Annotated in this window: 22 protein-coding genes; 7 read left to right on the top strand and 15 right to left on the bottom strand. The window is 66.6% G+C overall.

Translation table 11 applies throughout. The features are described 5' to 3' along the window. Window positions 1-154 precede the first annotated feature (154 nt). Both AC5P99_RS01845 and AC5P99_RS01840 read right to left on the bottom strand, forming a co-directional pair. On the bottom strand, window positions 155-3,112 hold the full coding sequence (locus AC5P99_RS01845) for a TonB-dependent receptor domain-containing protein (RefSeq protein WP_005414239.1): 2,958 nt from the start codon (window positions 3,110-3,112) through the stop codon (window positions 155-157). Between the two features lie 230 nt (window positions 3,113-3,342). Further along, window positions 3,343-3,942 carry a TetR/AcrR family transcriptional regulator gene (locus tag AC5P99_RS01840; RefSeq protein ID WP_005410690.1) on the bottom strand — a complete coding sequence of 200 codons (600 nt, stop codon included), beginning with the start codon at window positions 3,940-3,942 and terminating at the stop codon, window positions 3,343-3,345. Window positions 3,943-4,083: 141 nt separating this feature from the next. Between AC5P99_RS01840 and AC5P99_RS01835 the strand changes: the two genes are divergently transcribed. The 3 genes from AC5P99_RS01835 to AC5P99_RS01825 all read left to right on the top strand — a co-directional run bounded on the left by AC5P99_RS01835 (window position 4,084) and on the right by AC5P99_RS01825 (window position 8,019). Next, window positions 4,084-5,001, top strand: a complete 918-nt coding sequence (locus AC5P99_RS01835) for an alpha/beta fold hydrolase (RefSeq protein ID WP_088435943.1) — start codon at window positions 4,084-4,086, stop codon at window positions 4,999-5,001. Further along, window positions 4,998-7,475 carry an acyl-CoA dehydrogenase gene (locus AC5P99_RS01830; protein WP_005410692.1) on the top strand — a complete coding sequence of 826 codons (2,478 nt, stop codon included), beginning with the start codon at window positions 4,998-5,000 and terminating at the stop codon, window positions 7,473-7,475. The genes AC5P99_RS01835 and AC5P99_RS01830 overlap by 4 nt, the downstream gene beginning before the upstream one ends. Window positions 7,476-7,551: 76 nt before the next feature. After that, window positions 7,552-8,019: a hotdog fold domain-containing protein gene (locus AC5P99_RS01825; RefSeq protein ID WP_049451518.1), complete on the top strand. Its 468-nt coding sequence runs from the start codon at window positions 7,552-7,554 to the stop codon at window positions 8,017-8,019. Between the two features lie 509 nt (window positions 8,020-8,528). Here the strand turns inward: AC5P99_RS01825 and AC5P99_RS01820 are convergent. Together AC5P99_RS01820 and AC5P99_RS01815 are read right to left on the bottom strand one after the other, a co-directional pair. After that, entirely contained in the window at window positions 8,529-8,879 is a 351-nt protein-coding gene (locus tag AC5P99_RS01820) for a DUF1304 domain-containing protein (protein WP_049448747.1), read from the bottom strand. Window positions 8,880-8,955: 76 nt separating this feature from the next. Continuing rightward, window positions 8,956-10,245 carry an NTP/NDP exchange transporter gene (locus AC5P99_RS01815; RefSeq protein ID WP_285311963.1) on the bottom strand — a complete coding sequence of 430 codons (1,290 nt, stop codon included), beginning with the start codon at window positions 10,243-10,245 and terminating at the stop codon, window positions 8,956-8,958. A gap of 324 nt (window positions 10,246-10,569) precedes the next feature. Between AC5P99_RS01815 and AC5P99_RS01810 the strand changes: the two genes are divergently transcribed. After that, window positions 10,570-11,970 carry a serine hydrolase domain-containing protein gene (locus AC5P99_RS01810; RefSeq protein WP_495212831.1) on the top strand — a complete coding sequence of 467 codons (1,401 nt, stop codon included), beginning with the start codon at window positions 10,570-10,572 and terminating at the stop codon, window positions 11,968-11,970. Between the two features lie 99 nt (window positions 11,971-12,069). Here AC5P99_RS01810 and AC5P99_RS01805 read toward each other — a convergent pair whose 3' ends face one another. Next, entirely contained in the window at window positions 12,070-12,828 is a 759-nt protein-coding gene (locus AC5P99_RS01805) for an SDR family NAD(P)-dependent oxidoreductase (RefSeq protein ID WP_012481034.1), read from the bottom strand. A gap of 114 nt (window positions 12,829-12,942) precedes the next feature. Here AC5P99_RS01805 and AC5P99_RS01800 point away from each other — a divergent pair, with 114 nt between their 5' ends. Continuing rightward, complete coding sequence (locus AC5P99_RS01800) at window positions 12,943-13,836, top strand: LysR substrate-binding domain-containing protein (RefSeq protein ID WP_049459290.1); 894 nt, start codon at window positions 12,943-12,945, stop codon at window positions 13,834-13,836. 119 nt (window positions 13,837-13,955) lie between these two features. Here the strand turns inward: AC5P99_RS01800 and AC5P99_RS01795 are convergent, their stop codons facing one another. The 10 genes from AC5P99_RS01795 to nudE form a co-directional block, all read right to left on the bottom strand. Further along, window positions 13,956-14,624 carry a hypothetical protein gene (locus AC5P99_RS01795; protein WP_012481035.1) on the bottom strand — a complete coding sequence of 223 codons (669 nt, stop codon included), beginning with the start codon at window positions 14,622-14,624 and terminating at the stop codon, window positions 13,956-13,958. Window positions 14,625-15,236: 612 nt separating this feature from the next. Continuing rightward, window positions 15,237-15,632: a glycine cleavage system protein GcvH gene (gene gcvH / locus AC5P99_RS01790; protein ID WP_005410701.1), complete on the bottom strand. Its 396-nt coding sequence runs from the start codon at window positions 15,630-15,632 to the stop codon at window positions 15,237-15,239. A 93-nt stretch (window positions 15,633-15,725) separates the two neighbouring features. After that, window positions 15,726-16,838 (bottom strand): glycine cleavage system aminomethyltransferase GcvT, encoded by a 1,113-nt coding sequence (gene gcvT, locus AC5P99_RS01785; protein WP_495212830.1) that lies wholly within the window; start codon window positions 16,836-16,838, stop codon window positions 15,726-15,728. 358 nt (window positions 16,839-17,196) lie between these two features. Further along, on the bottom strand, window positions 17,197-17,643 hold the full coding sequence (locus AC5P99_RS01780; protein WP_049448751.1) for an NfeD family protein: 447 nt from the start codon (window positions 17,641-17,643) through the stop codon (window positions 17,197-17,199). Window position 17,644: 1 nt separating this feature from the next. Continuing rightward, window positions 17,645-18,604, bottom strand: coding sequence for an SPFH domain-containing protein (locus AC5P99_RS01775; protein WP_005410704.1), 960 nt, complete (start codon window positions 18,602-18,604; stop codon window positions 17,645-17,647). 66 nt (window positions 18,605-18,670) lie between these two features. Next, window positions 18,671-18,973 carry an Mpo1-like protein gene (locus AC5P99_RS01770; protein WP_033833429.1) on the bottom strand — a complete coding sequence of 101 codons (303 nt, stop codon included), beginning with the start codon at window positions 18,971-18,973 and terminating at the stop codon, window positions 18,671-18,673. A 125-nt stretch (window positions 18,974-19,098) separates the two neighbouring features. Further along, entirely contained in the window at window positions 19,099-19,428 is a 330-nt protein-coding gene (locus AC5P99_RS01765) for a YnfA family protein (RefSeq protein WP_169448253.1), read from the bottom strand. After that, window positions 19,425-20,264, bottom strand: a complete 840-nt coding sequence (mazG, locus tag AC5P99_RS01760; protein WP_285309830.1) for a nucleoside triphosphate pyrophosphohydrolase — start codon at window positions 20,262-20,264, stop codon at window positions 19,425-19,427. Before mazG ends, AC5P99_RS01765 begins: the two co-directional genes overlap by 4 nt. A gap of 13 nt (window positions 20,265-20,277) precedes the next feature. Continuing rightward, the gene (cysQ, locus tag AC5P99_RS01755; RefSeq protein ID WP_033833432.1) at window positions 20,278-21,081 is read right to left on the bottom strand and encodes a 3'(2'),5'-bisphosphate nucleotidase CysQ; all 804 of its coding nucleotides are present in this window, start codon (window positions 21,079-21,081) and stop codon (window positions 20,278-20,280) included. After that, entirely contained in the window at window positions 21,078-21,641 is a 564-nt protein-coding gene (gene nudE, locus AC5P99_RS01750; protein ID WP_033833433.1) for an ADP compounds hydrolase NudE, read from the bottom strand. Before nudE ends, cysQ begins: the two co-directional genes overlap by 4 nt. Before the next feature lie 77 nt (window positions 21,642-21,718). Between nudE and bioA the strand changes: the two genes are divergently transcribed. Together bioA and AC5P99_RS01740 are read left to right on the top strand one after the other, a co-directional pair. Then, window positions 21,719-23,110, top strand: coding sequence for an adenosylmethionine--8-amino-7-oxononanoate transaminase (bioA, locus tag AC5P99_RS01745; protein ID WP_495212829.1), 1,392 nt, complete (start codon window positions 21,719-21,721; stop codon window positions 23,108-23,110). Beyond that, window positions 23,101-23,838: a 16S rRNA (uracil(1498)-N(3))-methyltransferase gene (locus AC5P99_RS01740; RefSeq protein ID WP_005414248.1), complete on the top strand. Its 738-nt coding sequence runs from the start codon at window positions 23,101-23,103 to the stop codon at window positions 23,836-23,838. The genes bioA and AC5P99_RS01740 overlap by 10 nt, the downstream gene beginning before the upstream one ends. Window positions 23,839-23,896 lie beyond the last annotated feature (58 nt).

The raw sequence follows: 23,896 nt of genomic DNA, 5'->3' as shown, positions 1-23,896 counted from the left end.
TCGCCGCCACCACGCGGCGATGCGCAAGCGCCTGTGCGCGGCCTGGTCCAGCACGGCTGCGCAAAGGCCTGCGCCATCAAGCCTGGCTGCCCCATGAAAAAAGCCACGCCCCTTTCGGGGCGTGGCCATGTCACACGTACATGTTACGCCGCGATCAGAAGCGCTGGGTGTACTTCATGTACAGGAAGCGACCGATGTCGAAGCCACCGTAGTAGGAGACGTTCGCGCTCGGCTGGCTGTACATGGTCGGGCCCACGCGGCCGAACACGTTGTTGGCACCCACGGCCACGGTCGCATTCCACGGTGCGTTCCAGCGCAGCTGGACGTCGTTGAACACGGTCGCGCCACGCTGGTTGGTCGCGCTGCCCACCGCCACGCCCTGGTTGTTCGGCGAAGCGTAGTTCGGCAGGTTGCACTCTTCCGGGAACGTCACGGCGCTCAGGCACGATTCCTTCATGCCGGAGAAGTAACGGACGGTCCAGCTGGCGCCGAAGTCACCCATTTCCCAACCCAGGTTCAGGTTCGAACGCACGCGGAAGGCGCCGCCCGCCCAGCCCACGCCGGTGCGGGGATTCGGGTGGGTGACCGGGTTCTTGGTGGTGACCAGGTCATCACGCGAGGTGTAGGTGCTGGTCCACTGCGCGCTGAAGTTGCCGAAACGATCGGTCGGCAGGCGGTAGCTGACATCCAGGTCGAAGCCTTCCACCTCGCGGTAACCGGCGTTGATGCCGGTGCGCTTGAGGTTGTTGACGATGCCGGTCACCGGGTCACGCGTGAACGCCGAGCAGCGTGCCGCGATGTCGTTGATGTAGCAGTCGTTGAGGATCAGGTTGGCCGTGTCCGAGATGATGGTGTTCTCGACGCGGATTTCCCACCAGTCCAGCGACATGTTGAAGTTCTGGATGAAACCCGGGCTCCAGACGAAGCCCAGGGTCTTGGACGTCGAGGTTTCCGGGGTCAGCTGGTCGTTGGAGCCGGAGACGAAGGCCAGCGGGGTCTGCGACGATGCAGCGGTGGTCGGGGTGAAGCCCTGCTGCTGCTGGCGGAAGTTGGCTGCATTTACGCCGGCCGGCAGTGCGGCGGCGCAACGGGCACGCACCGCAGGATTGGTGCGCGCCGCACCGTAGACCGAATCGCACGGATCGGTGAAGAAGTCGAACGACTGCGAACCGCCGCTGTACAGGTCGGCGATGGTCGGGGCACGGAAGCCTTCCGCCCAGGTACCGCGGATGAGCAGCGAGTCGATCGGCTTCCACTTGAAGCCGAACTTGCTGTTCAGCGTGGTGCCGAAGGTGTCGTAGTCCGAATGGCGGGTGGCCGCGTTGAGGCTCAGCTCGCGGGCGCCCGGCAGGTCGGCCAGGATCGGCACGTTGAACTCGGCATAGACTTCGTCAACCTTGTAGCCACCACCGGTGGGGAAGTTGGCCAGGCCGGAGGTGTTGCCCGACTGCACCAGCGCGTCCGGGCTGAAGCTGCCGGTTTCCTTGCGGTGCTCGACACCCACGGCGAAGCCCAGGTCGCCGGCAGGCAGGGTGAACAGGCTGCCGGCCAGGTTGGCGGTGATGACCTTGGTGGTGGTCTCGGCGGTGGAGTGCGCGGACGGGAACAGCAGGTTCTGCAGGGCGGTGTTGCCGGTCAATGCGCCGTTGGCACCGTTGCTCTGGATGCCGGCGTGCAGGAACGGGTTGTACGGCACGCACTGGTTCAGCCCGATCGGGTTGGCCACGGTACCGCACTGCGCCACGCCGCTGCTGTTGATGAAGGACGGACCCACCGCCGCACGCAGCGCGGTCAGGTTGAGGTCGCCGGTGCTGGTCTGGACCAGCTTGTTGTTGTTGTACAGGTAGCCGACATCCCAGTCGAACAGGCGGTCGGAGAACTCGAAGCTGCCTTCCAGGCCGCCGCTGAAGCGGAAGGTGGTCAGCTCGGCGCGGGTGTTGCGCGGCACTTCCGAAGTACGACGCCACCAGTTGGCGATGTCAGCACCCAGCGGATTGAACACACTGCTGGCCGAAATCGGCGAACCGAAGGCCAGTGCGCCGTACGGGTAGCCGGCGATCTGGCGGTTCGAATCGCGGAAGCTGTACAGCATGTTGGTGCGCAGGCGCACGTTGTCGGTCAGGTCGTAGATGCCATCGACGAACACTGCACGGCGTTCCTGCGGGGTACGCAGGTCGGTCTGCAGGTTGGTGTTGGTCTTGTCCTTGGTGGAGAAGCTGTTGACGTTCTGCGCGACGTAGTCGGCCTTGTTGTTCGCGTTGCCACCCTCACGCAGGATCACGCGCACTTCGCGGTTCGGGTTGGATGCGCTGGCGGCCGGATAGGTGACGCCCGGCAGGCCATCGGCCGGACGGCTGACGAAACCGCCGAACTCACCCACGGTGGTCCAACCGAAGTCAGGGTGGTTGGAGCTGCGCGGGAACGCACCGTACGGACGATCGGCCGCCCGCACCTTGTCTTCCTTGGCGTACTCGGCACCGATGGTCAGCGAACCGCGCTCACCCTTCACGCCCATGGTGAAGTCCATGGTGCGGGTGGCACCGTCGCCTTCACTGTACTGGCCGTAGTAGACGCTGCCGGTGGCGCCTTCGAAGTTGGTACGGGTGATGATGTTGATGACGCCGGCGATGGCATCGGAACCGTAGATCGACGAAGCGCCGTCCTTCAGCACTTCGATGCGCTCGATGGCCGAGACCGGCACGGTCGAGATGTCCTGCAGGCCACCGGTGGTGATGCCCAGGCGCTTGCCGTTGAGCAGCACCAGGGTGCGGGTGGCGCCCAGGTCACGCAGGCTGATGTAGGTGCCGCCGACGGCTTCGCCCGAGGACAGCGGCTGGGCACGGCTGATCGGCGGCGTACCCACGGCGCTGATGTTCTGCAGGATGTCAGCGACCGACGAGAAGCCCTGCTTCTCGATGTCAGCGCGGTTGAGGGTCAGGACCGGCTGGGCGGTTTCGACGTCGACGGTACGGATGCGCGAACCGGTGACTTCGATGCGGTCCAGGTTGGTGGCGGTCTGGGCAGACGCCACCCCGGTACCGGCAACGGATGCGGCGCTGGCGGCCAGCGCAACGCACACTGCATCGCGCAGCTTGTTGCTGTTCAACTTCATGGGCTCTCTCTCCATGGATCTTGGGTTGTGTGCTGAGTCCAACCGACGTGCCCCAAAAGGGAGGCACAAAAAACGGCTGGTGACCCGATAGTAGCCACACTTGATCTGGAATTAAAGAGTCGTTAAGAAAATGCCCAAATCGCGTGAAACCAGCCTCACCACGACATACGTTGGCGCATTGAGGTCGCCTGCAAGGCGCATTCGGCACTTGCAGGGCGCCATTCTCCCATTCAGCTGGGAATGAGCGTCTCGATCAGATGCTCGACATAGGCCTCGAAATCCTCGCGGGCCTGCTTGGGTTGCTGCAGCTGCAGCGACAGCTGCAGGAAGCCGACGTAGGCGGCATAGGCCAGGCGCGCGCGATGCCGTGCATCGGTGGAGCTGAGCCCGGCCTGGCGGAACGAAGCAACCAGGTAGTCGAGCCGGCGCTGCGAAACGCGGTCGATCACCGGGCGCACCATCGGGTGGTCCAGCGCCTTCAGCAGTTCGCTGTAGATGATGTGCGGCTGCACTTCGTGCGCGACCATCTGGAACAGCTGGCGCAGGCGCACGCGCGGATCCGGCACGTCCTCCAGGCTGCCGAACACCTGTTCCTGTTCGAACAGTTCCCAGCGTTCCAGCGCCGCCTGCAGCAGTGCATCACGCGAGGGGAAGTGCCAGTAGAAACTGCCCTTGGTCACACCCAGGCGCCGCGCCAACGGTTCCACCGCGACGGCACCCACACCTTGTTCAGCAATCAGATCGAGAGCGGCCTGGGCCCAGTCTTCGGCACTCAGGCGGCTGTTGCGGCCGGCGCGCGGTTCGCCGGCGGAAGCGTCAGGTTGATTCATGGGCTGATTTAACCATACGCCGGGGTTCGTTGCAGTACGCGGTTGCGGCCGAAACCGTCGCGACGCCCGCCTGGGCACCTGCCGCAGCGCACCATACCGTGCAGTATTGACTTCCCTCGCAAGCGATCCATACTAGAAAGTATGGTTACGTCCCCTACTCCCGCTGCGTTCCATGATCTTCGCCTGGAGGCCGCCCATGGCACACGCCTGGCCGCAACCGCCAGCGACCACGGCCGCCGTGGCCGCGTGTTGTTCGCGCATGGCTTCGGCCAGACCCGGCACGCATGGAACGCCACCGCGCGGGCCCTGTCTGCGGCGGGGCTGCAGACGCTGGCCTACGACGCCCGTGGCCACGGCGATTCGGACTGGAATTCTGCCGAACTGCCCTATCACGGCGAGCAGTTCGCTGATGACCTGATCGTGCTGGCCGGGGAACAGCCACGCCCGCCGGTGCTGGTCGCAGCCTCGATGGGCGGCCTGTTCGGCCTGCTGGCCGAATCGCGCTGGCCGGGCCTGTTCTCGGCGATGGTGCTGGTGGACATCACCCCGCGTTGGGATACCGCCGGTGTTGAACGCATCCTGGCCTTCATGACCGCCCATCCCGACGGCTTTGCCTCGCTCACCCAGGCCGCCGACGTGATCTCGGCCTACATGCCGCACCGTCCGCGCAAATCCGAGCAGTCGCTGCGCGCACTGCTGCGCGAGGACGGCCACGGCCGCTGGCGTTGGCACTGGGACCCGCGCCTGGTGGCTGAACTGGCGCGCGACAGCGAGCAGCACCAGGATGCGCTGGCCGAGGCCGCACGCCAGGTGAAGTGCCCGCTGCTGCTGGTCAGCGGCGGCCGAAGCGACCTGGTCACGCCACAGACCGTGGCCGAATTCCTGGCGTTGGCGCCGCACGCGCGTCATGTACAGCTGCCGCAGGCCACGCACATGGTCGCCGGCGATGACAACGACGCCTTTACCGCTACTGTGTTGGACTATCTGGACGTGTTGCCCGCAGCGGATGCTGCAGCTTCGTCCGCCACAAACGAGCACGTCACCGGAGCACGCTCATGAGCATCGTTCTTCCCTTCCTCGCCCTGCTGCTGGCAGGCGCGTTCGTCGCCTACCACCGCATGCGGCTGGTTACCTGGACGCTGATCAGCGTGGCCCTGCTGGTCGCCTGCTGGTTCATTCCCTACGTCAACCAGACCGCCACGATCGTGGCTGCCGCCGTATTGGCCGTCATCGCCGTGCCGCTGCTGCTGCCGTTCATCCGCAAGCCGCTGCTGACCGGCCCGATGATGAAGGTGTTCCGCAAGGTGCTGCCGCCGCTGTCGCAGACCGAGCGCATCGCGCTGGAAACCGGCTCGGTTGGCTTCGAGGGCGAACTGTTCACCGGTGATCCGGACTGGAACATCCTGCTCAATTACCCCAAGCCGCAGCTGACCGCCGAAGAACAGGCCTTCCTCGATGGCCCGGTCGAAGAGCTGTGCACGATGGTCAACGACTGGGAAATCACCCACGTCCACGCTGACCTGCCGCCGGAGCTGTGGGCCTTCATCAAGAAGAACAAGTTCTTCGGCATGATCATCCCGAAGGAATATGGCGGCCTGGGCTTCTCTGCGCTGGCCCACCACAAGGTGATCCAGAAGCTGGCCTCGGTGTCCTCGGTGGTCAGCTCCACCGTCGGTGTGCCCAACTCGCTGGGCCCGGGTGAACTGCTGGTGCATTACGGCACCCAGGAACAGAAGGACCAGTACCTGCCGCGCCTGGCCGATGGCCGCGAAGTGCCCTGCTTCGGCCTGACCGGTCCGTTCGCCGGCTCCGACGCCACCTCGATTCCGGACTACGGCATCGTCTGCAGGGGCGAGTGGAACGGCGAGCAGGTGCTCGGCGTCAAGCTGACCTTCGACAAGCGTTACATCACCCTGGCCCCGGTCGCTTCGCTGATCGGCCTGGCCTTCCGCATGTACGACCCGGATGGCCTGATCGGCGACACCCGCGACATCGGCATCACCCTGGGCCTGCTGCCGCGCGACACCGCCGGCGTTGAAATCGGCCGTCGCCACTTCCCGCTGAACTCGACGTTCCAGAACGGCCCGATCCGCGGCAAGGACGTGTTCATTCCGCTGACCCAGCTGATCGGTGGCGCGGCCATGGCCGGCAAGGGCTGGAACATGCTCAACGAGTGCCTGGCCGTGGGCCGCTCGATCACCCTGCCGTCCACCGCCAGTGGCGGAGCCAAGGCCGGTGCCGCCGTGACCGGCGCCTATGCACGCATCCGCAAGCAGTTCGGCCTGTCGGTCGGCCGCTTCGAAGGCGTGGAAGAAGCGCTGGCCCGCATCGGCGGCAAGGCGTACAAGATCAGCGCGCTGTCGCAGGCCACCGCTGCTGCAGTCGACCGTGGTGACGTGCCGTCGGTACCGTCGGCGATCGCCAAGTACCACTGCACCACCATGAGCCGCGAAGTGATCTCGGACATGATGGACGTGATCGGCGGCAAGGGCATCATCCTGGGGCCGCGCAACTTCGCCGGCCGCAGCTGGCAGGCCGCGCCAATCGCGATCACCGTGGAAGGCGCCAACATCATGACCCGCAGCCTGCTGATCTTCGGCCAGGGTGCGATCCTCTGCCACCCGTGGGTACTGAAGGAAATGAAGGCCGCGCAGGATCCGGATACCCGTGCCGGCCTGCAGGACTTCGACCGCAGCCTGTTCGGCCACATCCGCTTCGGCATCTCCAATGCCGTGCGCTCGTTCTGGTTCGGCCTGACCGGGGCACGCTTCGGTGCCGCCCCGGGTGACGCCTACACCCGCCGCTACTTCCGCAAGCTGGACCGTTACTCGGCCAACCTGGCGCTGATGGCCGACATCTCGATGATGACCCTCGGCGGCAAGCTGAAGTTCAAGGAATCGCTGTCCGGCCGCCTGGGCGACGTGCTGAGCCACGTCTACATGACCAGCGCCATGCTCAAGCGCTACCACGACGAGGGCGCACCGCAGGCCGACCAGCCGCTGCTGGCCTGGGCCTTCCATGACAGCGTGCACAAGATCGAGGAATCGCTGTCGGCGGCCCTGCGCAACTTCCCGATCCGTCCGATCGGCTGGCTGATGTGGGCGCTGATCTTCCCGCTGGGCCGTCGTGCCGAGGCCCCGGGCGACCGCCTGAGCCGCCGCGTCGCCGCCCTGCTGATGGCGCCGAACGAAGCCCGCGACCGCCTGGCCAGTGGCGTGTTCCTGACCCCGTGCGAGAACAACCCGGGTGGCCGCATCAACAGCTACCTGAGCAAGGCGATCATGGCCGAGCCGGTGGAGCGCAAGTTCCTGAAGGCGCTGAAGAGCAAGGGCATCGAGGCGCTGGACTTCAAGAGCCAGCTGGACGAAGCCGTGGCCGAGGGCGTGATCACCCAGGACGAGCGCAGCCTGCTGGAAGAGCTGCGCACGCTGACTCTGGATACGATCACCGTGGACGACTTCGACACCCACGAACTGCGCGCGGCCAGCTACTACGACCGCCAGCACAAGGATCCGCATTCGCAGGCCGCCTGATCGCCCGCGATACGCGTTGCCTTCGACGGCGGGCCTCGGCCCGCCGTCGCTCTATCCGACGACCGGAACACCGACCATGTCCACGCCTCTGCTCTCGCTCTACCACCGGCTGCAACGCTGGCCTGCCGGCACCTGGCTGTTCTCGCGCGCGGTCTGCTTCAAGGCGCCCTACTTCGCCAGCATCGCGCCGCGCATCACCCGCCTGGAACACGGCCGCTGCGAAGGCAGGCTGGCCGACCGCCGCAGGGTGCGCAACCACATCGGCACGGTGCACGCGATCGCGATGTGCAACCTGGCCGAACTGACCGCCGGGCTGATGGTCGACGCCTCGCTGCCGAAGGGCATGCGCTGGATTCCGAAGGGGATGCAGGTGCAGTACCTGGCCAAGGCACGGGGCATGCTGCAGGCGGTGGCATTGCCGGCCCAGCCGATCGTGGCCGCTGCCGAGGGCTATGCACTGCCGGTGACGGTGAGTGTGCGCGACCGCGCGGGGACGGAGGTGTTCAGCGCGGTCATCGACATGTGGATGTCGCCGGCGAAGTAGTGTTCCCGCGAACGGCGCAGCCCCTCGTGGGTGGGCAGTTGGTCGCGGAAAGCGCTGGTTTCCGGTGGGGGCCGGGGGCGGTGGATTCGAGGGGGACGCCGTGAACCCGTCCCTGGGGGCTTGGCCGCGGCATCCATGCCGCGGACACCCCCGCGAATCCACCGCCCCCAGCCTCTGACAGATCTCTGTGGCGTCCACCCACGCAAGAAAAAAAATAAGAACAAAAGCAAAAGCGGCCCTTCGGCCGCTTTTTTCATGCGCGCAGAACCCACGAGCGCAGCGACCCGCTGTTGCTCTTGATCTTCTTTTTCTTCTCCGTGGGCTGGCCGCACACGGAAACTGTCCGGGGTCGGGCGGATGGGCTGGGCAGGGGTGTCCGCGGCATGGATGCCGCGGCCAAGCCCCCAGGGACGGGTTTACGGCGTCCCCTGCCCAGCCCATCCGCCCGGCCAGATCCACGACCCGCATTCCGCGACCAACCCACGAGGGGCTGCGCCGTTGGCTGGAAACTACGCCAGCGCGCGAAACACCAGCGCCAGGATCGCCGGCACCGCCTGGATCATGAAAATGCGGCGGCTCACGCTGTAGGCGCCATAGCACCCTGCCACCACCACGCAGGCCAGCGAGAACGTCACCAGCACCGGCTGCCCGATCACCAGCCCCACCACGATGCCTGCTGCCAGGAAGCCGTTGTACAGGCCCTGGTTGGCCGCCAGCACCCGCGTGGTCTCCGCCTTCTCCGGCGTGTTGCGGAAGGTCTTCAGGCCCAGCGGGCGGGTCCACAGGAACATCTCCAGCACCAGGAAATAAACGTGCAGCAGGGCGACGAGCAAGGTCAGGGCGAGTGCGATCCAGTACATGCGCGGTTCCTTGGACAGGGAAGAAGAATCGGGTCAGATCCCTTTCCCCGTGGGAAAGGGATCTGACCCCGGAAAATCAGCGGTCGCGCGGCAGTTTCTTTTCTTCGCGCAGTACACCGAACGCGGCTGCGGTCATGCACGCGGCCACCAGCATGCCGCCGATGAACACCACGTGCGAGCCGAACAATGAGAGGCCCTTGTGCACCCAGGCAAAGCTCAGGTCCGCACCGCGGTAGACCACGGTGTCGATCGCTGCGCCGGCCTTGTAGCGCCACTGCCGGTCCACGCGCGTGTAGATGGTCTCGCGCGCCGGCTTGGCCAGTGCAAATTCGCTGGCGCGGGTCATCACCTGCACCACCGCGACCATCAACGGCATCGGCGAGGCTGCCAGCACCGAGAAGCCGATCAGGATCGCGAAACCGGGAATCAGCAGCGCCGGCGCGATGCCGTGGCGCGACAGCAGCCAGCGGGTCAGGCCCACCTGCATCAGCAGCGCCAGCGCGTTCACCGCCAGGTCGATGCGCGAGAAGAACGCGGTACTGGCCGCCGGGTCAGTGAACGCCGCACGCACGATCGCAGCCTGCTGGTTGTAGAGCAGCGTCCCCACGCCCACGCCGAACACCACCATGATCGCCAGCCAGCGCAGCAACGGCTCGCGCACGATCAGTTTCAGGCCATCCAGCACGCTGCCGCCCATCGGCTTCTCACCCGACACCAACTGCTGCTCCTGCTCGCGCAGCACCGCCCAGTGCCGCAGGCGCCAGATGCAGAACAAGCAGATCGCCAGGAAACTGGCCGACACCAGCATCAGGTTGGCGATGCCCACACGCTGCACCAGCGCACTGGTGATGACCGGACCAAGGAAGGCACCGACGGTGCCCGCCGCGCCGATGTAGCCGTAGTACGCCCGCGCCTGCGCGTTGGAGAACACGTCGGCCATGAAACTCCAGAACACCGCCACCGCGAACAGGTTGAAGACGGTGATCCAGAAGAAGAAAGCCATGCCGCGGCCAGGCACGCCGCTGTCGAACATCATGTAGAAGCCAAGCAGGGTCACGATGAAGAACCCATACACCGCCGGCAGGAACACCCGTCGCGGGAAGCGGCTGACCAGCCAGCCGTACACCGGCTGCAGCACCAGCATGATCACGAACACGCAGGAGAACAGGAACTGCAGGACGAAGTCCTTCAGCGCGACGCCGTGACCGGCGAACCAGGCAATCAGCACGGGCGGGAACACCGTTTCCAGGTCCGCCGAGGCGGCCATGGCTTCACGCACCGGACGCAACACGTAGTAGCCGCTGAGGAGGCAGAAGAAGTACAGGAACGACCACCACAGCGCCGGGGACTCGCGCAGTGCCGCCATCAGCCCCTGCAGCGGGCCTTTCCCTCGTACCGCGCTCACGCGGCGTCCCTCGCCAGATGACGGCGGTTGGACAGCGGCATGGCAGGCTCCGGGGCGGTGAAGCGCGTACGTTATCCAATGCACTGCAACATCGCCAGCAGGTAGCCGTTTGAAGGCCGCAACGCGGTGTCATGACCGGGTCCGGATGACACGTTCCGATACACGCTTTCGAGGCGTCAAAATCTCAACTTTTTCAACGAGATGCGCATTCATCTTCGCTTTGTTTGTGCACAGACGAAAAGCGGCGCTAGAATCGCCATCAGCAGTCGCGCACGGGTCCCACCGATGAAAAAGAACAGCCTGCGTCGTCCGATCCGTTCGGCGGCCACCGGTTTGCTGGGCATGTTGATGCCTGTTGCCTTGTCCACCACCGCGCAGACCCCGCCGCCGTTGCCGCCGATGCCGGCCAACATCGAGTCCGCTGCGGCCACCGCCGTTGCCCACACCCAGCCGGCGGCCTACCGTACCGGGCTGGTGCCGCAGGTGCAGGCGCCCGCCGCAGGCTTCAACGTCGCCAATATCGAATCGATGGCGCAGCAGCTCACCTATGGCGAGCGCGTGCCGGGCATGGCCGTGGCCATCGTGCAGGGCGGCCGCATCCTCAGCGCGCGCGGCTATGGCGTCACTGACGTCAACAATCCGCTGCCGGTCGACGCCCACACCGTGTTCCGCCTGGCTTCGCTGTCCAAGGCCTTCGCCGGCACCATGGCCGGACTGCTGGTCAACGACGGCACGCTGCGCTGGGACAGCAAGGTCACCGACTACGTGCCGGGCTTCCGCCTCAACTCGCCCGAAGCCACCGACCGCCTGACCGTGGCCGATGTGCTCAGCCACCGCGTCGGCCTGCCCTACAACGCCTACGACCGCGACATCGAAGGAAACGCCGAGTACTACGCGCTGACCCAGAAGCTGGCCAACACCAGCCTGAAGTGCCTGCCGGGCGACTGCTACGCCTACCAGAACGTGGCCTTCAGCCTGATCGGCGACGTCGTCTATGCCGCCTCCGGCAGCTTCTACGAGCAGTCGGTCGAGCGCCGCATCTTCAAGCCGCTGGGCATGAACGATGCCAGCCTCGGCCTGGCCGGCATCCAGGCCAGCTCGCGCTGGGCGCGCCCGCACGTGCGCAGCCGCAACGGCTGGGTGTCGCTGACACCGAAGCCGACCTACTACCGTGTTGCCCCGGCGGCTGGCGTCAACGCCAGCGCCAGCGACATGGCGCAGTGGCTGCTGGCGCACACCGGCCATCGCCCCGATGTGCTGCCGGCACCGCTGCTGGCCACCCTGCATTCGAGCCTGATCAACACCCCCGGCGAGATGCGTTCGGGCTGGCGCCGCGAGCGCCTGCACTCGGCCGGCTACGCGCTGGGCTGGCGCACCTTCGATTACGCCGGCCACGACGTGGTGTTCCATGCCGGTGCCGTAGAGGGCTACCGCGGCCTGGTCGCGCTGGTCCCCGAACGCGATCTCGGCATCGCCATCATGTGGAATGGCGAGAGCGGCCTGCCCAGCGGCCTGCTGCCGACCGTGCTCGATTCCGCGCTCGGCCTGCCGGCACAGCGCTGGCTGGATGTGGACACCGACTTCGGCAGCGACAACCTGATGGCCGAAGGCGCGAGCCCGGCGCAGCAGGACAAGCGCAAGGGCAAGGGCGCTTCGAGCAACCGCGCGGTGGCGTCGCCGCGCTGATCAGGCGGGCGCGACCGTGAGCATGAAGGGCGGCCTGCGGGCCGCCCTTTTTGTTGGCTGTTGTGGAATCGAGCCACGCTCGCCTCTACAAACGCAGCGCTAATGCGCGAAGTAGTGCATGCCGCCGTCCACCGGAATCACCGCACCGGTGATGTAACCGGCCAGCGGTGAGGCGAGGAATGCCACCAGCGGCGCCACTTCTTCCGGCTCACCGAAGCGTCCGATCGGGATGTTACTGGCGATGAACGCGCGTCGGCTTTCCTCGGTGGGATGCAGGCGGTCCAGGATCTGCGGGCTGTTGATCCGACCCGGCGCAATGGCATTCACCGTGATGCCCTGCCCGGCCACCTCCGACGACAGCCCCTTGCTCCACAGATGCAGCGCTGCCTTCGCCGCGGTGGCGGCATTCACCGAACGGGGCTCCATCGAACCGCTGAAGTTGATCACCCGCCCCCATCCCTGCGCCTGCATCGCCGGCAGCAGTGCCTGGGTCAGCCGTCGTGCGGCAGAGAAGTTCAGCGCCAATGCCTCCTCCCAGATCGTGTCGGCTGCATCGACGGTCGTTGGCCGCGAACCGCCAGCCGCGTTGACCAGGATGTCCACCCGCTGCAACGCCGCCAGCGACGCGTCAGCAATGCGTCGCACGTCCCCGGCGTCAGTGACATCGCCCAGCAGGATGATCGGCGCGGGTGCGCCCGCCGCTTCGATCCCTGCCGCCAGCGCCTGCAGCGGTGCCTGTCGCCGTGACGAGATGGCAACACGTACGCCCTGCGCGGCCAGTTGCCTGGCGACAGCGGCACCGATGCCACTGCCCGCCCCGGTGACCAGCGCTGTGCGTCCCTCAAGATTCAAATCCATCGTGTTCTCCTTTCAGCACGGCCGGTGGATCCGGCCCCTGCAGTGCATGCTGTTTGATCACCCGTGATTGATAAACTCCGCAAAAGTTTCAGCATTCAACACCCGGAGTGTCAGATGAACCTGCTGGAAAGCATGCAGGTGTACGTGCTGATCGTGGACAAGGGCAGCCTCAGCGCTGCGGCGGCAGCACTGGCCATCTCCCCGACGATGGCCGGCAAGCACCTGCGTGCGTTGGAGGCGCGGCTGGGCATGCAGTTGCTCAGTCGTACCACCCGGCGCCAGCACATGACGCCGTTCGGCGAGGACTACTACGCCCGCTGCCGGGAGATCCTGCGCCTGGTGGAGGAAACCGATGCTCAGGCCCAGTACCAGCACCTTGCACCCGCAGGCACGCTGCGCATCAGCGCGCCGGTGATCTTCGGCACGCATGCGCTGGTGCCGGCGTTGGCCGATTACATGGCGCGCTACCCCGACGTGCGTGTCGACGCGGTGCTGACCGACCGCGTGGTCGACCTCGCAGAGGAGGGTTTCGAAGCAGCCCTGCGCATCGGCACGCTGGCCGACAGCAGCGTGCTGGTGGCGCGTGCATTGGCACCATATCGCTTGATGATGTGCGCCTCGCCCGGATACCTCGCCCGGCACGGTACGCCCCCCGACCTGCTGGCGCTTGCCCGGCACCAATGCCTGTCCTTCGAACCCAGCGCGCTGGCGCAGTGGCTGCAGGCCGATGCTGGCGGGCTCGGCCATGTGCCCACAGGTCGGCTGCAGATCAACAACGGCGAAGCGCTGCGTACAGCGGCGCTGCATGGGCTGGGCATCGTGCTGCAATCGGCACTGCTTCTGGCCGCGGATGTCGAGGCTGGGCGGTTGGTGCAGCTGTTTCCCGAACACGGCCACGCGGGGCGGCCGATGCACGTGGTCTACGCCCACGACCGCTACCCCTCGACCCGCCTGCGCAGCTTCATCGATTTCCTGGTGGAGCGCTTTCCACCGGCGCCGCACCGCTAGCATCGACCGTCAGCAAGGCGGTCGAGCATGGCTCGACGCTACCAATGGCCCCATAAAAAAACCCCCTCCCCGCTGGGCAGCCAGGGAAGGGGTTTCAGGATGCGGCTATCGGGAAGTACTTAGATCAGCGGCGCCGGGGTTGCCGGCAGAGCGACCGGAGCGGCCTTCTTCTTGCGGGCGGCCGGCTTGCGCTTGGCAACCTTCTTCGCTGCCTTCTTCGGGGCAGCCTTCTTGGTGGCCTTCTTCGCGGTCTTCTTCACTGCCTTCTTGGCGGTCTTCTTGACGGCCTTCTTGGCAGTCGCCTTCTTCGCGACCTTCTTGGCCGGCTTGCGGGCCGTTGCCTTCTTGGCAGTCTTCTTGGTGGCCTTCTTGGCTACCTTCTTGACGGCCTTCTTCGCGGTCTTCTTGGCAGGAGACTTCTTGGCTACCTTCTTCGCCGCCTTCTTCACTGCCTTCTTCGCAGTGGCCTTCTTGGCGACCTTCTTCGCAGCCTTCTTCACTGCCTTCTTGGCGGTCGCCTTCTTCGCGACCTTCTTCACTGCCTTCTTGGCAGCGGCCTTCTTCGCGACCTTCTTCACCGCCTTCTTGGCGGCGGGCTTTTTCTTCGCAGCTTTCTTGGTTGCCATGGGATGGCTCCTCGTCAGTGATAGGGAGTTGAAACGCCCAGGTGGATCAAACCCGCGGATGCTGCGTGCGGGGACCGCCGGCGCGTCAAGCGCGCCGTTACGGATGCGGCAATGCCCGCCTCGATCGGCGGAGCGGGCATCGGAACGGGAGGTGCCTTGCATTTCTCCGGGGGAAGCGGGGCCATGTCCACCGTCATCTGGGTCGCGGTGGTCTTGAAGGGGCTGCTTCGCATCGGACGATTGATTCTGCGCACTCGGTTTGGCAGGCAAGGTCTGCTGAGGCGAAACCTAATCACGGTTTTTTTTACTGTCAACAACCCCCGCGAAAAATTTTCACATCCGCGCCATCCGCGGTGTTGCCTGCACGGTCGCGACGCTCCGCCCTCGACGACCAACAAAGCACCACGCACGCGCGTTGCCTGCAGCAACAACAACGCAAGCGTTGAACAAAAACCACTTGAAATAGGCACTCTGCGCAGATGCATGCATGTTGGCGGCCGCTGCATGCACGCAACGCCGGCACCGGCCGGCGCCGGCACCAGCGCCAGCACAACGGCACCGCAACGGGGGGCGAAAAGTTTTCACATCCGGACGCGTCGGCGCGGGGCGGAAACGCGGATTTGCGCAAAACTGCGCACGCCCCTCGGTACCGTTCGCGGGTCTGCTGATGCCGCGTCGAGGGCGCGCAGCAAACCCTGCGTCATGAGCCGACGTACTCGCCAAAACAAAAACGGCCACCCGAAGGTGGCCGTTGCAGAACCCGTAAACGACGACTCAGTGGTCGTCGTTCTCCAGGGCTTCGGCGTACGCGTCCGGGTCCAGCAGCTCGTTGACCTCTTCAGCGTTGGTCAGTTCGACCACGAACATCCAACCTTCGCCGTAGGCATCTTCGTTGATGGTTTCCGGCTTGTCGGACAGGGCCGAGTTGACCTCGACAACCTTGCCGCTGATCGGGCTGTAGACGTCCGAGGCGGCCTTCACCGACTCGACGACGGCGATCTGTTCGCCGGCCTTGGCGTCGGCGCCGACTTCCGGCAGTTCGACGTAGACCAGGTCACCCAGCAGGCCCTGGGCATGGTCGGAAATACCGACGGTGACGCGGCCATTGCCTTCGACACGGGCCCACTCATGGGACTTGAGGAACTTGAGGTCGCCGGGGATCTCGCTCATGGGACTGCTCCAGAGATATGCAGGGGTGGAAAAAACGGGGCTAGTGTAACCAACCGGCCGCCACTGCTGTCAGTGACGACCGGCATGTCCGGATCAGGCGTCGGCGAGCACGCCGGGCTGGGCCTGGCCTTCGCGCACGAACGGGAACTTGACCACGCGCACCGGCACCTGCCGGCCGCGGATGTCGACGGTGACCTCGCCGAGTTCACCGGCGGGCACGCGGGCAAAAGCGATGCCCTTGGCCAGGGTCGGCGAGAAGGTGCCGGACAGGATCTCGCCCTGGCCGCTGGCCGTGGTCACTGCCTGGCCGTGGCGCAGCACGCCCTTCTCGTCCATCACCAGGCCGATCATCTGGCGCGCGGTGCCTGCGTTCTTCTGCGCTTCCAGCACGTCGCGGCCGATGAAGTCGCGGCCTTCGTCCAGCGACACGGTCCAGTCCAGCGCCGCTTCGTACGGGCTGATCTCTTCGTCCATGTCCTGGCCATACAGGTTCATGCCGGCTTCCAGGCGCAACGTGTCGCGTGCGCCGAGACCGGCCGGCTTCACGCCCGCCGCCAGCAGGCGGTTCCAGAACGCGACCACCGCGTCCTGCGGCAGCAGGATTTCGAAGCCGTCTTCGCCGGTGTAACCGGTACGGGCGACGAACAGCTCGACGCCGTCGTCGGACTGCACCTGCAGGGCGGCGAAGCGGCCCAGCTTGGTCAGCGCCTCGCGCTCGGATTCGCGGGCCAGGCCGATCACGATCGCGCGCGCCTGCGGGCCCTGCACGGCCAGGATGGCCAGGTCCGGGCGCTGCTCGACGCTGACGCCGAACGGCGCGGCCTGCTCGCGCAGCCAGGCCAGGTCCTTTTCGCGGGTGGAGGCGTTGACCACCATGCGGAAGAAATCGTCGCCCAGGTAGTAGACGATCAGGTCGTCGATGACGCCGCCGTGCGGATTCAGCATGCACGAGTACAGCGCCTTGCCCGGCACCTTCAGCTTGTCGACCGAGTTGGCCAGCAGGCGGCGCAGGAACGGCCTGACCTGGTCACCGCGCAGGTCGACCACGGTCATGTGGCTGACGTCGAACACACCCGACTCGCGACGCACCAGGTGGTGCTCGTCCAGCTGCGAGCCGTAGTGGATGGGCATGTCCCAACCCCCGAAATCGACCATCTTGGCGCCAAGGGCGCGGTGGGTATCGTTGAGCAGCGTCTTCTGGGTCATGACCGGGTCCGGCAGCAGAGGAAACAAGAATCCCCATTATCCCAGATCGGTCGCCCGCAGGTCGCGCCGCAGCGCAGCGGGGGTGTTTGGCCGGCCTGCGGCCGGTGGGCGCCTTTTACAAGCCAGGCAACGGCAACAGCCAAAGCGTATCGGCTCTGCGAAGTCGACGGCTTGGCCGGAGCGGTATGGGCGATCGGGACACGCCGTGAACCCATCCCTGGGGGCGCTTTGCTTGCGAAGCACTGCTTCGCAAGCGCCCGAACGCGCAGCCGCCAGCGGCTGGGCCGGACCGCAGAGCGGGGTTTACGGCGCGTACCGCGAACCCAACCCGCCCGACCCAACACATGCCAGTCGACTATCAGTCGACTCTACCTGCGGCAGACTCGACCACCAGCGTGCTGCCCTGCACCGCTACCACCCGCACCATGGCACCGGCCTGCAGGTCCGGGCCGCTGACCTGCCAGTACGCGTCGTCGATGCTGACCCGGCCCTGCCCACCAACGATACCCTGCTGCAACGGCACCACCCGTCCGACCAGTTGTTCGGCGCGGCGGTTGAGCAACGGTGCATCGCTGGGTCGCGCCCTTGCCTTGCCCCAGCGCCGGTAGCACTGGATCGAGACAACGCTCAGCACGACGAAGGCAACGACCTGCCACAGCAATGGAATGCCGCTGAACACCGCAACCAGTACGAACACCGCCGCCGCGCCAATGCCGATCCACAGCATGAACGCCCCGGGCGCCAACGCCTCGGCGGCAAACAGCAGCAGCGCCAGCGCGCCCCAACCGACGACTTCCCAGCGCATGTCAGCCTCCGAGCGGCGGCGGCCGCTTGCCGGCGGCCTTGTTGTCCTGGCTGGCCAGCGCCTGCTTCGCCAGTTCGGCCACGCCGGCGATCGAACCGATCACGCCACTGGCCTCCATCGGCATCAGCACCAGCTTCTGGTTCGGCGAACTGGCCAGCTCCTTGAACGCTTCCACGTACTTCTGCGCAACAAAGTAGTTGATCGCCTGCACGTCGCCCTCGGCAATCGCCGCCGACACCACCTTGGTCGCCATCGCTTCGGCCTCGGCCAGGCGCTCGCGCGCCTCGGCATCGCGGAACGCGGCTTCGCGACGGCCTTCGGCCTCCAGCACGGTGGCCTGCTTTTCGCCATCGGCGCGCAGGATCTCCGACTGGCGGGAACCCTCTGCCTCTAGAATCTGCGCGCGCTTCTCGCGCTCGGCCTTCATCTGCCGCGCCATCGCATCCAGCAGGTCGCGCGGCGGCTGGATGTCGCGGATCTCGATGCGGTTGACCTTCACGCCCCACGGGTTGGTGGCATGGTCGACCACGCTCAGCAGCTGGGCATTGATCACCTCGCGCTGGCTGAGCGATTCATCCAGGTCCATCGAACCGATCACGGTACGGATGTTGGTCTGCACCAGGGCGATCATCGCCACTTCCAGGTTGGCCACCTCATAGGCCGCCTTGGCGGCATCCAGGACCTGGAAGAACACCACGCCGTCCACGCGCACGGCGGCGTTGTCCTTGGTGATCACTTCCTGGCTGGGTACATCCAGCACCTGCTCCATCATGTTCACCTTGCGCCCGACCCCGTACACGATCGGAATCAGGAAGTGCAGGCCGGGGGTCATGGTGTGCGTGTAGCGCCCGAAGCGCTCGACGGTCCACTCGTAGCCCTGGGGCACCATCCGTACCGCCTTGAACAGGATCACCACGGCCACGAAGGCCAGCACCACGGTAAAGAACATGGTCGGGAACATCTTGCTTTCCTTATCTATGACGTCCAGGCCCCAGCATAGCGCGTGAAGGCCGCATTCACAGCGGAGCTACCAGGGCATGCGCCCGCGCAGGATGTCGGCGAACATCACCCAGTCGCCCATGAACGAGTACAGCGGGTGCTGGAATGTCGCCGGGCGGTTCTTCTCGAAAAAGAAGTGACCGACCCAGGCGAAGCCGTAACCGCAGACCAGGGCGGCCAGCACGAGGATGGCTTGCCCGCGCAGGATTGCCGCCGCAACCAGCAGCAACACCCCGCAGCTGCCGATGAAGTGCAGCCGGCGCGATACCGGGTGGCGATGCTCGCTGAGGTAGAACGGATAGAACTCGCGGAAGCTGGCGAAGCGGGACATGCGCGTGCTCCGGGAACCAGGGGCGTCGCCATCATGCACCATCGCTGACCTTGTGGCGCCGAGCCATGCCCGGCTTGCGCGCGCCAGCGCGGTCGGAAGGAGGCGCAGCCACGCATGGCCCGGCGCTACCCTGATGAGGTGCGCGGCCCGAACATGATCACCGCCATGCCGCCCAGGCACAGCGCAGCGCCCAGCAGGTCCCAGCGGCTGGGGCGGATGCCGTCGACCAGCCACAACCAGAACAGCGCGGTGCCGATGTACACGCCACCGTAGGCCGCATAGACCCGCCCACTGGCGGTCGGGTGCAGGGTCAACAGCCACGCGAACAGGGCCAGGCTGGCCGCGGCCGGCAGCAGCAGCCAGACGCTGCCTCCCTTGCGCAGCCACAACCATGGCAGGTAACAGCCGACGATCTCGGCCAGCGCGGTCAGCAGGAACAGGCCAAGCGTCTTCACGCTTTTTCTGCTGCCTTGGCGTGCTGCCACAGCGCTTCCTGCGCATCCAGGCCCATCGCAGCCAGCGCCCCACCCTGCGCGTCGGCCTGCGCTTCCATCGCGCGGAAGCGGCGTTCGAACTTGTGGTTGGCCCCGCGCAGCGCCGCACCCAGGTCGATGTCGGCATGGCGGGCCAGGTTGGCGCAGACGAACAGCAGGTCGCCCAGTTCTTCCTGCAGCCGCACCTTGTTGCCGGCGATATCGCCGCGCTCGAACTCCTCGCGCAGTTCCTGCAGTTCCTCGGCCGCCTTGTCCAGCACCGGCAACGGGCCGGGCCAGTCGAAGCCGACCTTGGCCGCACGCGACTGCAGCTTCACCGCCCGCTGCCATTCCGGCAGCCCGCGCGAAATGCCGGCCAGCGCGGAGGTGTCCTGCTCGCCCTTGGCGGCACGCTCGGCACGCTTGATCGCATCCCAGTTGCGCGTCACGCCGTCGGCATCGTCGACGCTCACGTCGGCGAACACGTGCGGGTGACGGCGCTGCATCTTGTCGCTGATCGCGCGTGCGACCTCGGCGAAGGCAAAGGCCCCCTGCTCTTCGGCCATGCGCGCATGGAACACCACCTGCAGCAGCAGGTCGCCCAGCTCGTCACAGAGATCGTCGAGATCGCCACGGTCGATCGCATCGGCCACCTCGTAGGCTTCCTCGATGGTGTACGGCGCGATGGTTGCGAAGTTCTGCTCCAGATCCCACGGGCAGCCGCCCTGCGGGTCGCGCAGGCGCGCCATGATCGCCAGCAGGCGCTCCAGCTCGTGGGCGGCGGCGCCGCCGGTGGTGGGGGTGTCGTGCGCGCTCATGCGGCCTCCAGGGTCAGTCGGACAACCAGTCGCGCCACGGCAGGCTGGTATCACCAAGGGCAATGAAATCGCCGTTCAACAGGGTTTCGCGGCGGTTGTAGCGGAACGGCTTGCCGGTCGCGGCCGACAGTACCGCACCGCCGGCGGCGTGCAGTACGCACTGGCCGGCGGCGGTATCCCATTCGGAGGTCGGGCCCAGCCGCGGATAGACATCCAGGCCACCCTCGGCGATCCGGCAGAATTTCAGCGAAGAGCCCTGCGCGATGGTCTCGATGCGGCCCATGCGCGCCAGCAGCGCCTCGGTTTCCGCTGAGCGGTGCGAGCGGCTGGCGGCGACGCGCAGCGGGGCGGTGGCCGGCGTGCGGGTGCGCAGCACGGTATCGTGCAGGCCCTGCCGGCGATAGGCCAGCTCGCCACGCATGGCATGCCAGACGATGCCGGTGACCGGGGCCAGCACCACGCCGAACGCTGGTGCGCCCTGGTAGATCAGCGCGATGTTGACGCTGAACTCGCCATTGCGCTTGACGAACTCGCGGGTGCCGTCAAGCGGATCCACCAGCCAGTACGCGCCCCAGTGGCGGCGGTGCTCCCACGGCACCTGCGCCGATTCCTCCGACAGGATCGGCAGGTCCGGGGTCAGCTGGCGCAGGCCCAGTTCGATGACCTGGTTGGCGGCCAGGTCGGCGGCGGTGACCGGGCTGTCGTCGTCCTTGATCTGCACCTCGAAGCCATCGGCGTACACCTGCATGATGGCCTGTCCGGCTTCCTGGGCGATGGCGATGGCGGTCTCGCGCAGGTCCGTGGTCAGTTTGATCATCGCGTTCCCTGCAGCCACTGGCGAGCGATGAACAGCGCCGCCAGCGAGCGTCCCTCGGAGAAGTCCTCGCGCAGCATCAGCTGGTCCAGTTCGGCCAGCTTCCACGGCACCACCTCGAGTTCTTCCGGCTCGTCGCCGGCCAGCTTTTCCGGATACAGGTCGCGTGCCACCACCAGCCACGACTGGTGGCTCATGTAGGTGGGGGCCAGAGTCATCGCGCGCAGCACGTCGACCCGGCGTGCACCGTACCCGGCCTCTTCCTTCAGCTCGCGGTCGGCGGCCTGCCCGGGGGTTTCGCCGGCGTCGATCCGGCCCTTGACCAGGCCCAGTTCATAGCGATGCATGCCGGCGGCGTATTCACGCACCAGCAGCACCGTCTCGTCGTCGAGCATCGGCACCACCACCACCGCACCATGGCCACGGCTGACCAGGCGTTCGAAGCGGCGGCGTTCACCGTTGGAGAACTCCAGGTCCAGGTGCTGGCGCTGGAAGGGGCCGTTCTCCTCATCGGTGATCCGATGGATGATCGGCAAGCGCCGGCCGGCACGGTCATCGTTCATGCGGAATCTCCGCGGCGGCCGGCGCCAGCGCCGGGGCCGATAGAATGTGCAGGCAGCAACATGTTCATGAGCCCGAAATGCTAGCAGACCCACCCCCCTCCCCGCTGGCCCAGCACTGGCGGCAACGCGACCTGCAGGTGCTGTGGCACCCGTGCACGCAGATGCGTGAGCACCCGCATACCCTGCCGCTGGTGCCGATCGCCCGTGGTGAAGGCGCATGGCTGATCGATCACGACGGCAACCGCTATCTGGACGCCGTCAGCAGCTGGTGGACCAATCTGTTCGGCCATGCCGAGCCGCGCATCGGCGGCGCCATCGCGGCGCAGGCCGGGCAGCTGGAACAGGTGATGCTGGCTGGCTTCGGCCATGAGCCGGCGATCACCCTGGCCGAGCGCCTGCTGGCGCTGGCGCCACGCCAGCCCGGCCGCGAGCCGCTGGCCAAGGTGTTCTACGCCGACAACGGCTCGGCCGGCGTGGAAGTCGCGCTGAAGATGGCCTTCCAGTATTTCCAGAACCGCGGCGAGCCACGGCGCACGCGCTTCATCGCGCTGGAGAACGGCTACCATGGCGAGACCCTTGGAGCGCTGGCGATGGCGGACATTCCGCTGTACCGCCGCGTCTACGCGCCGCTGCTGGCCGAAGGCCTGTTCGCGCCCTCGCCCGATGCCTACCTGGCCGAGCCGGGCCAGAGTGCGGCTGATCGCGCACGCCAGGCCGCTGATGGCCTGGCCACCCTGTTTGACCAGCATCCCGGCGAGATCTGCGCAGTGATCCTGGAACCGCGCCTGCAGTGCGCCGGCGGCATGCGCATGCATGACCCGGTGTACCTGCAGCGGGTGCGCGAACTGTGTGATGCGCACGGCGCATTCATGATCGCCGACGAGATCGCCACCGGCTTCGGCCGCACCGGCACCCTGTTCGCCTGCGAGCAGGCCGGGGTGATGCCGGACCTGATGTGCCTGTCCAAGGGCCTGACCGGCGGCTTCCTGCCGCTTGCCGCGGTGCTGGCCACGCAGGCGCTGTACGACGCCTTCCTTGATGACTCGCGCGAGCGCGCCTTCCTGCATTCGCACAGTTACACCGGCAACCCGCTGGCCTGTGCGGCTGCGCTGGCGACGCTGGACATCTTCCGCGACGACGATGTGATCGCCCGCAACCGTGGCATCGCCTCGGTGATGGGCGCGCTGGCTGCGCCATTGAGCGACCATCCGCACGTGGCCGACGTCCGCCAGGCCGGCATGGTGGTGGCCTTCGAGCTGTCGCGGGATGGCAACAAGCGCACGCCGTTCGATCCGGCGCTGCGACTGGGCCTGCACGCCTACAAGGCTGCGCTGAAACGTGGCGTGGTGCTGCGTCCGCTGGGCGACGTGCTGTACTGGATGCCACCCTACTGCGTGGATGACGAACAACTGGAGCTGCTGGCACATACCACGCTGGCGGCGATTGACGAGGCGATTGCATGCGCGTGACCCGCTGCCCCATCGACCTGGCGCTGCACAGCGGCCAGACCGTGACCCTGCCGGAAGAGACGGCCAACCATCTGGTGCGGGTGATGCGCCTGCGCGAGGGTGATACCTGCGTGCTGTTCAACGGCGATGGCCACGACTACAGCGCCACGCTGACCGCCGCCGGCAAGCGCGAGGTGCAGGTGCGCATCGATGCGGTGCAGGCGGTGGACAACGAATCGCCGCTGGCGATCACTCTGCTGCAGGGCATTGCCCGAGGCGAGAAGATGGACCTGATCCTGCAGAAGGCCACCGAGCTGGGCGTGAGCGCCATCGTTCCGGTGAATGCCGAGCGCACCGAAGTGAAGCTGGATGCCGCGCGCGCGGAGAAGCGCGTAGCGCACTGGAACAACGTGGTGACCTCGGCCTGCGGCCAGTCCGGGCGCGCGCGCATTCCGCAGGTGGGCTCGCCGGTGTCATTGGCGCAGGCGGCGGCGACGCTGCCGGCCGATACGCTGCGGCTGACGCTGGACCCGCACGGTGCCCATCGCCTGTCGACGCTCGACGCGGCGCCGACGGGCGGCATCGTGATCGCGATCGGCCCGGAAGGCGGCTGGTCGCCGCGCGACCGGGATCAGCTGGCAGCGGCAGGATTCCAGGGCCTGCAGCTGGGGCCGCGCATCCTGCGCACGGAGACCGCCGGGCTGGCCGCGATCGCGGCATTGCAGGCGCGGTTGGGCGACCTGGGGTAAGGTTGATTGGTGGTAGTGCCGGCCGCTGGCCGGCATCCAAGGGATCATGAGGTTGCCG

This window comes from Stenotrophomonas sp. YJH_SMC_80, assembly GCF_059372495.1.
The sequence above is the reverse complement of the archived record's forward strand: the minus strand, read 5'-3'. Positions and strand labels throughout refer to the sequence as shown.

Bases quoted from the DNA above. Each gene is read 5' to 3' on its own strand.
- cysQ (WP_033833432.1), bottom strand. From the start codon at position 21,081: ATGATCAAACTGACCACGGACCTGCGCGAGACCGCCATCGCCATCGCC.
- AC5P99_RS01810 (WP_495212831.1), top strand. From the start codon at position 10,570: ATGAAAAAGAACAGCCTGCGTCGTCCGATCCGTTCGGCGGCCACCGGT.
- AC5P99_RS01780 (WP_049448751.1), bottom strand. From the start codon at position 17,643: ATGCGCTGGGAAGTCGTCGGTTGGGGCGCGCTGGCGCTGCTGCTGTTT.
- AC5P99_RS01845 (WP_005414239.1), bottom strand. From the start codon at position 3,112: ATGAAGTTGAACAGCAACAAGCTGCGCGATGCAGTGTGCGTTGCGCTG.
- AC5P99_RS01800 (WP_049459290.1), top strand. From the start codon at position 12,943: ATGAACCTGCTGGAAAGCATGCAGGTGTACGTGCTGATCGTGGACAAG.
- AC5P99_RS01820 (WP_049448747.1), bottom strand. From the start codon at position 8,879: ATGTACTGGATCGCACTCGCCCTGACCTTGCTCGTCGCCCTGCTGCAC.
- AC5P99_RS01840 (WP_005410690.1), bottom strand. From the start codon at position 3,942: ATGAATCAACCTGACGCTTCCGCCGGCGAACCGCGCGCCGGCCGCAAC.
- AC5P99_RS01815 (WP_285311963.1), bottom strand. From the start codon at position 10,245: ATGGCGGCACTGCGCGAGTCCCCGGCGCTGTGGTGGTCGTTCCTGTAC.
- AC5P99_RS01825 (WP_049451518.1), top strand. From the start codon at position 7,552: ATGTCCACGCCTCTGCTCTCGCTCTACCACCGGCTGCAACGCTGGCCT.
- mazG (WP_285309830.1), bottom strand. From the start codon at position 20,264: ATGAGCGCGCACGACACCCCCACCACCGGCGGCGCCGCCGCCCACGAG.
- AC5P99_RS01795 (WP_012481035.1), bottom strand. From the start codon at position 14,624: ATGCAAGGCACCTCCCGTTCCGATGCCCGCTCCGCCGATCGAGGCGGG.
- AC5P99_RS01740 (WP_005414248.1), top strand. From the start codon at position 23,101: ATGCGCGTGACCCGCTGCCCCATCGACCTGGCGCTGCACAGCGGCCAG.
- nudE (WP_033833433.1), bottom strand. From the start codon at position 21,641: ATGAACGATGACCGTGCCGGCCGGCGCTTGCCGATCATCCATCGGATC.
- gcvH (WP_005410701.1), bottom strand. From the start codon at position 15,632: ATGAGCGAGATCCCCGGCGACCTCAAGTTCCTCAAGTCCCATGAGTGG.
- gcvT (WP_495212830.1), bottom strand. From the start codon at position 16,838: ATGACCCAGAAGACGCTGCTCAACGATACCCACCGCGCCCTTGGCGCC.
- AC5P99_RS01835 (WP_088435943.1), top strand. From the start codon at position 4,084: ATGGTTACGTCCCCTACTCCCGCTGCGTTCCATGATCTTCGCCTGGAG.
- AC5P99_RS01770 (WP_033833429.1), bottom strand. From the start codon at position 18,973: ATGTCCCGCTTCGCCAGCTTCCGCGAGTTCTATCCGTTCTACCTCAGC.
- AC5P99_RS01830 (WP_005410692.1), top strand. From the start codon at position 4,998: ATGAGCATCGTTCTTCCCTTCCTCGCCCTGCTGCTGGCAGGCGCGTTC.
- AC5P99_RS01805 (WP_012481034.1), bottom strand. From the start codon at position 12,828: ATGGATTTGAATCTTGAGGGACGCACAGCGCTGGTCACCGGGGCGGGC.
- bioA (WP_495212829.1), top strand. From the start codon at position 21,719: ATGCTAGCAGACCCACCCCCCTCCCCGCTGGCCCAGCACTGGCGGCAA.
- AC5P99_RS01775 (WP_005410704.1), bottom strand. From the start codon at position 18,604: ATGTTCCCGACCATGTTCTTTACCGTGGTGCTGGCCTTCGTGGCCGTG.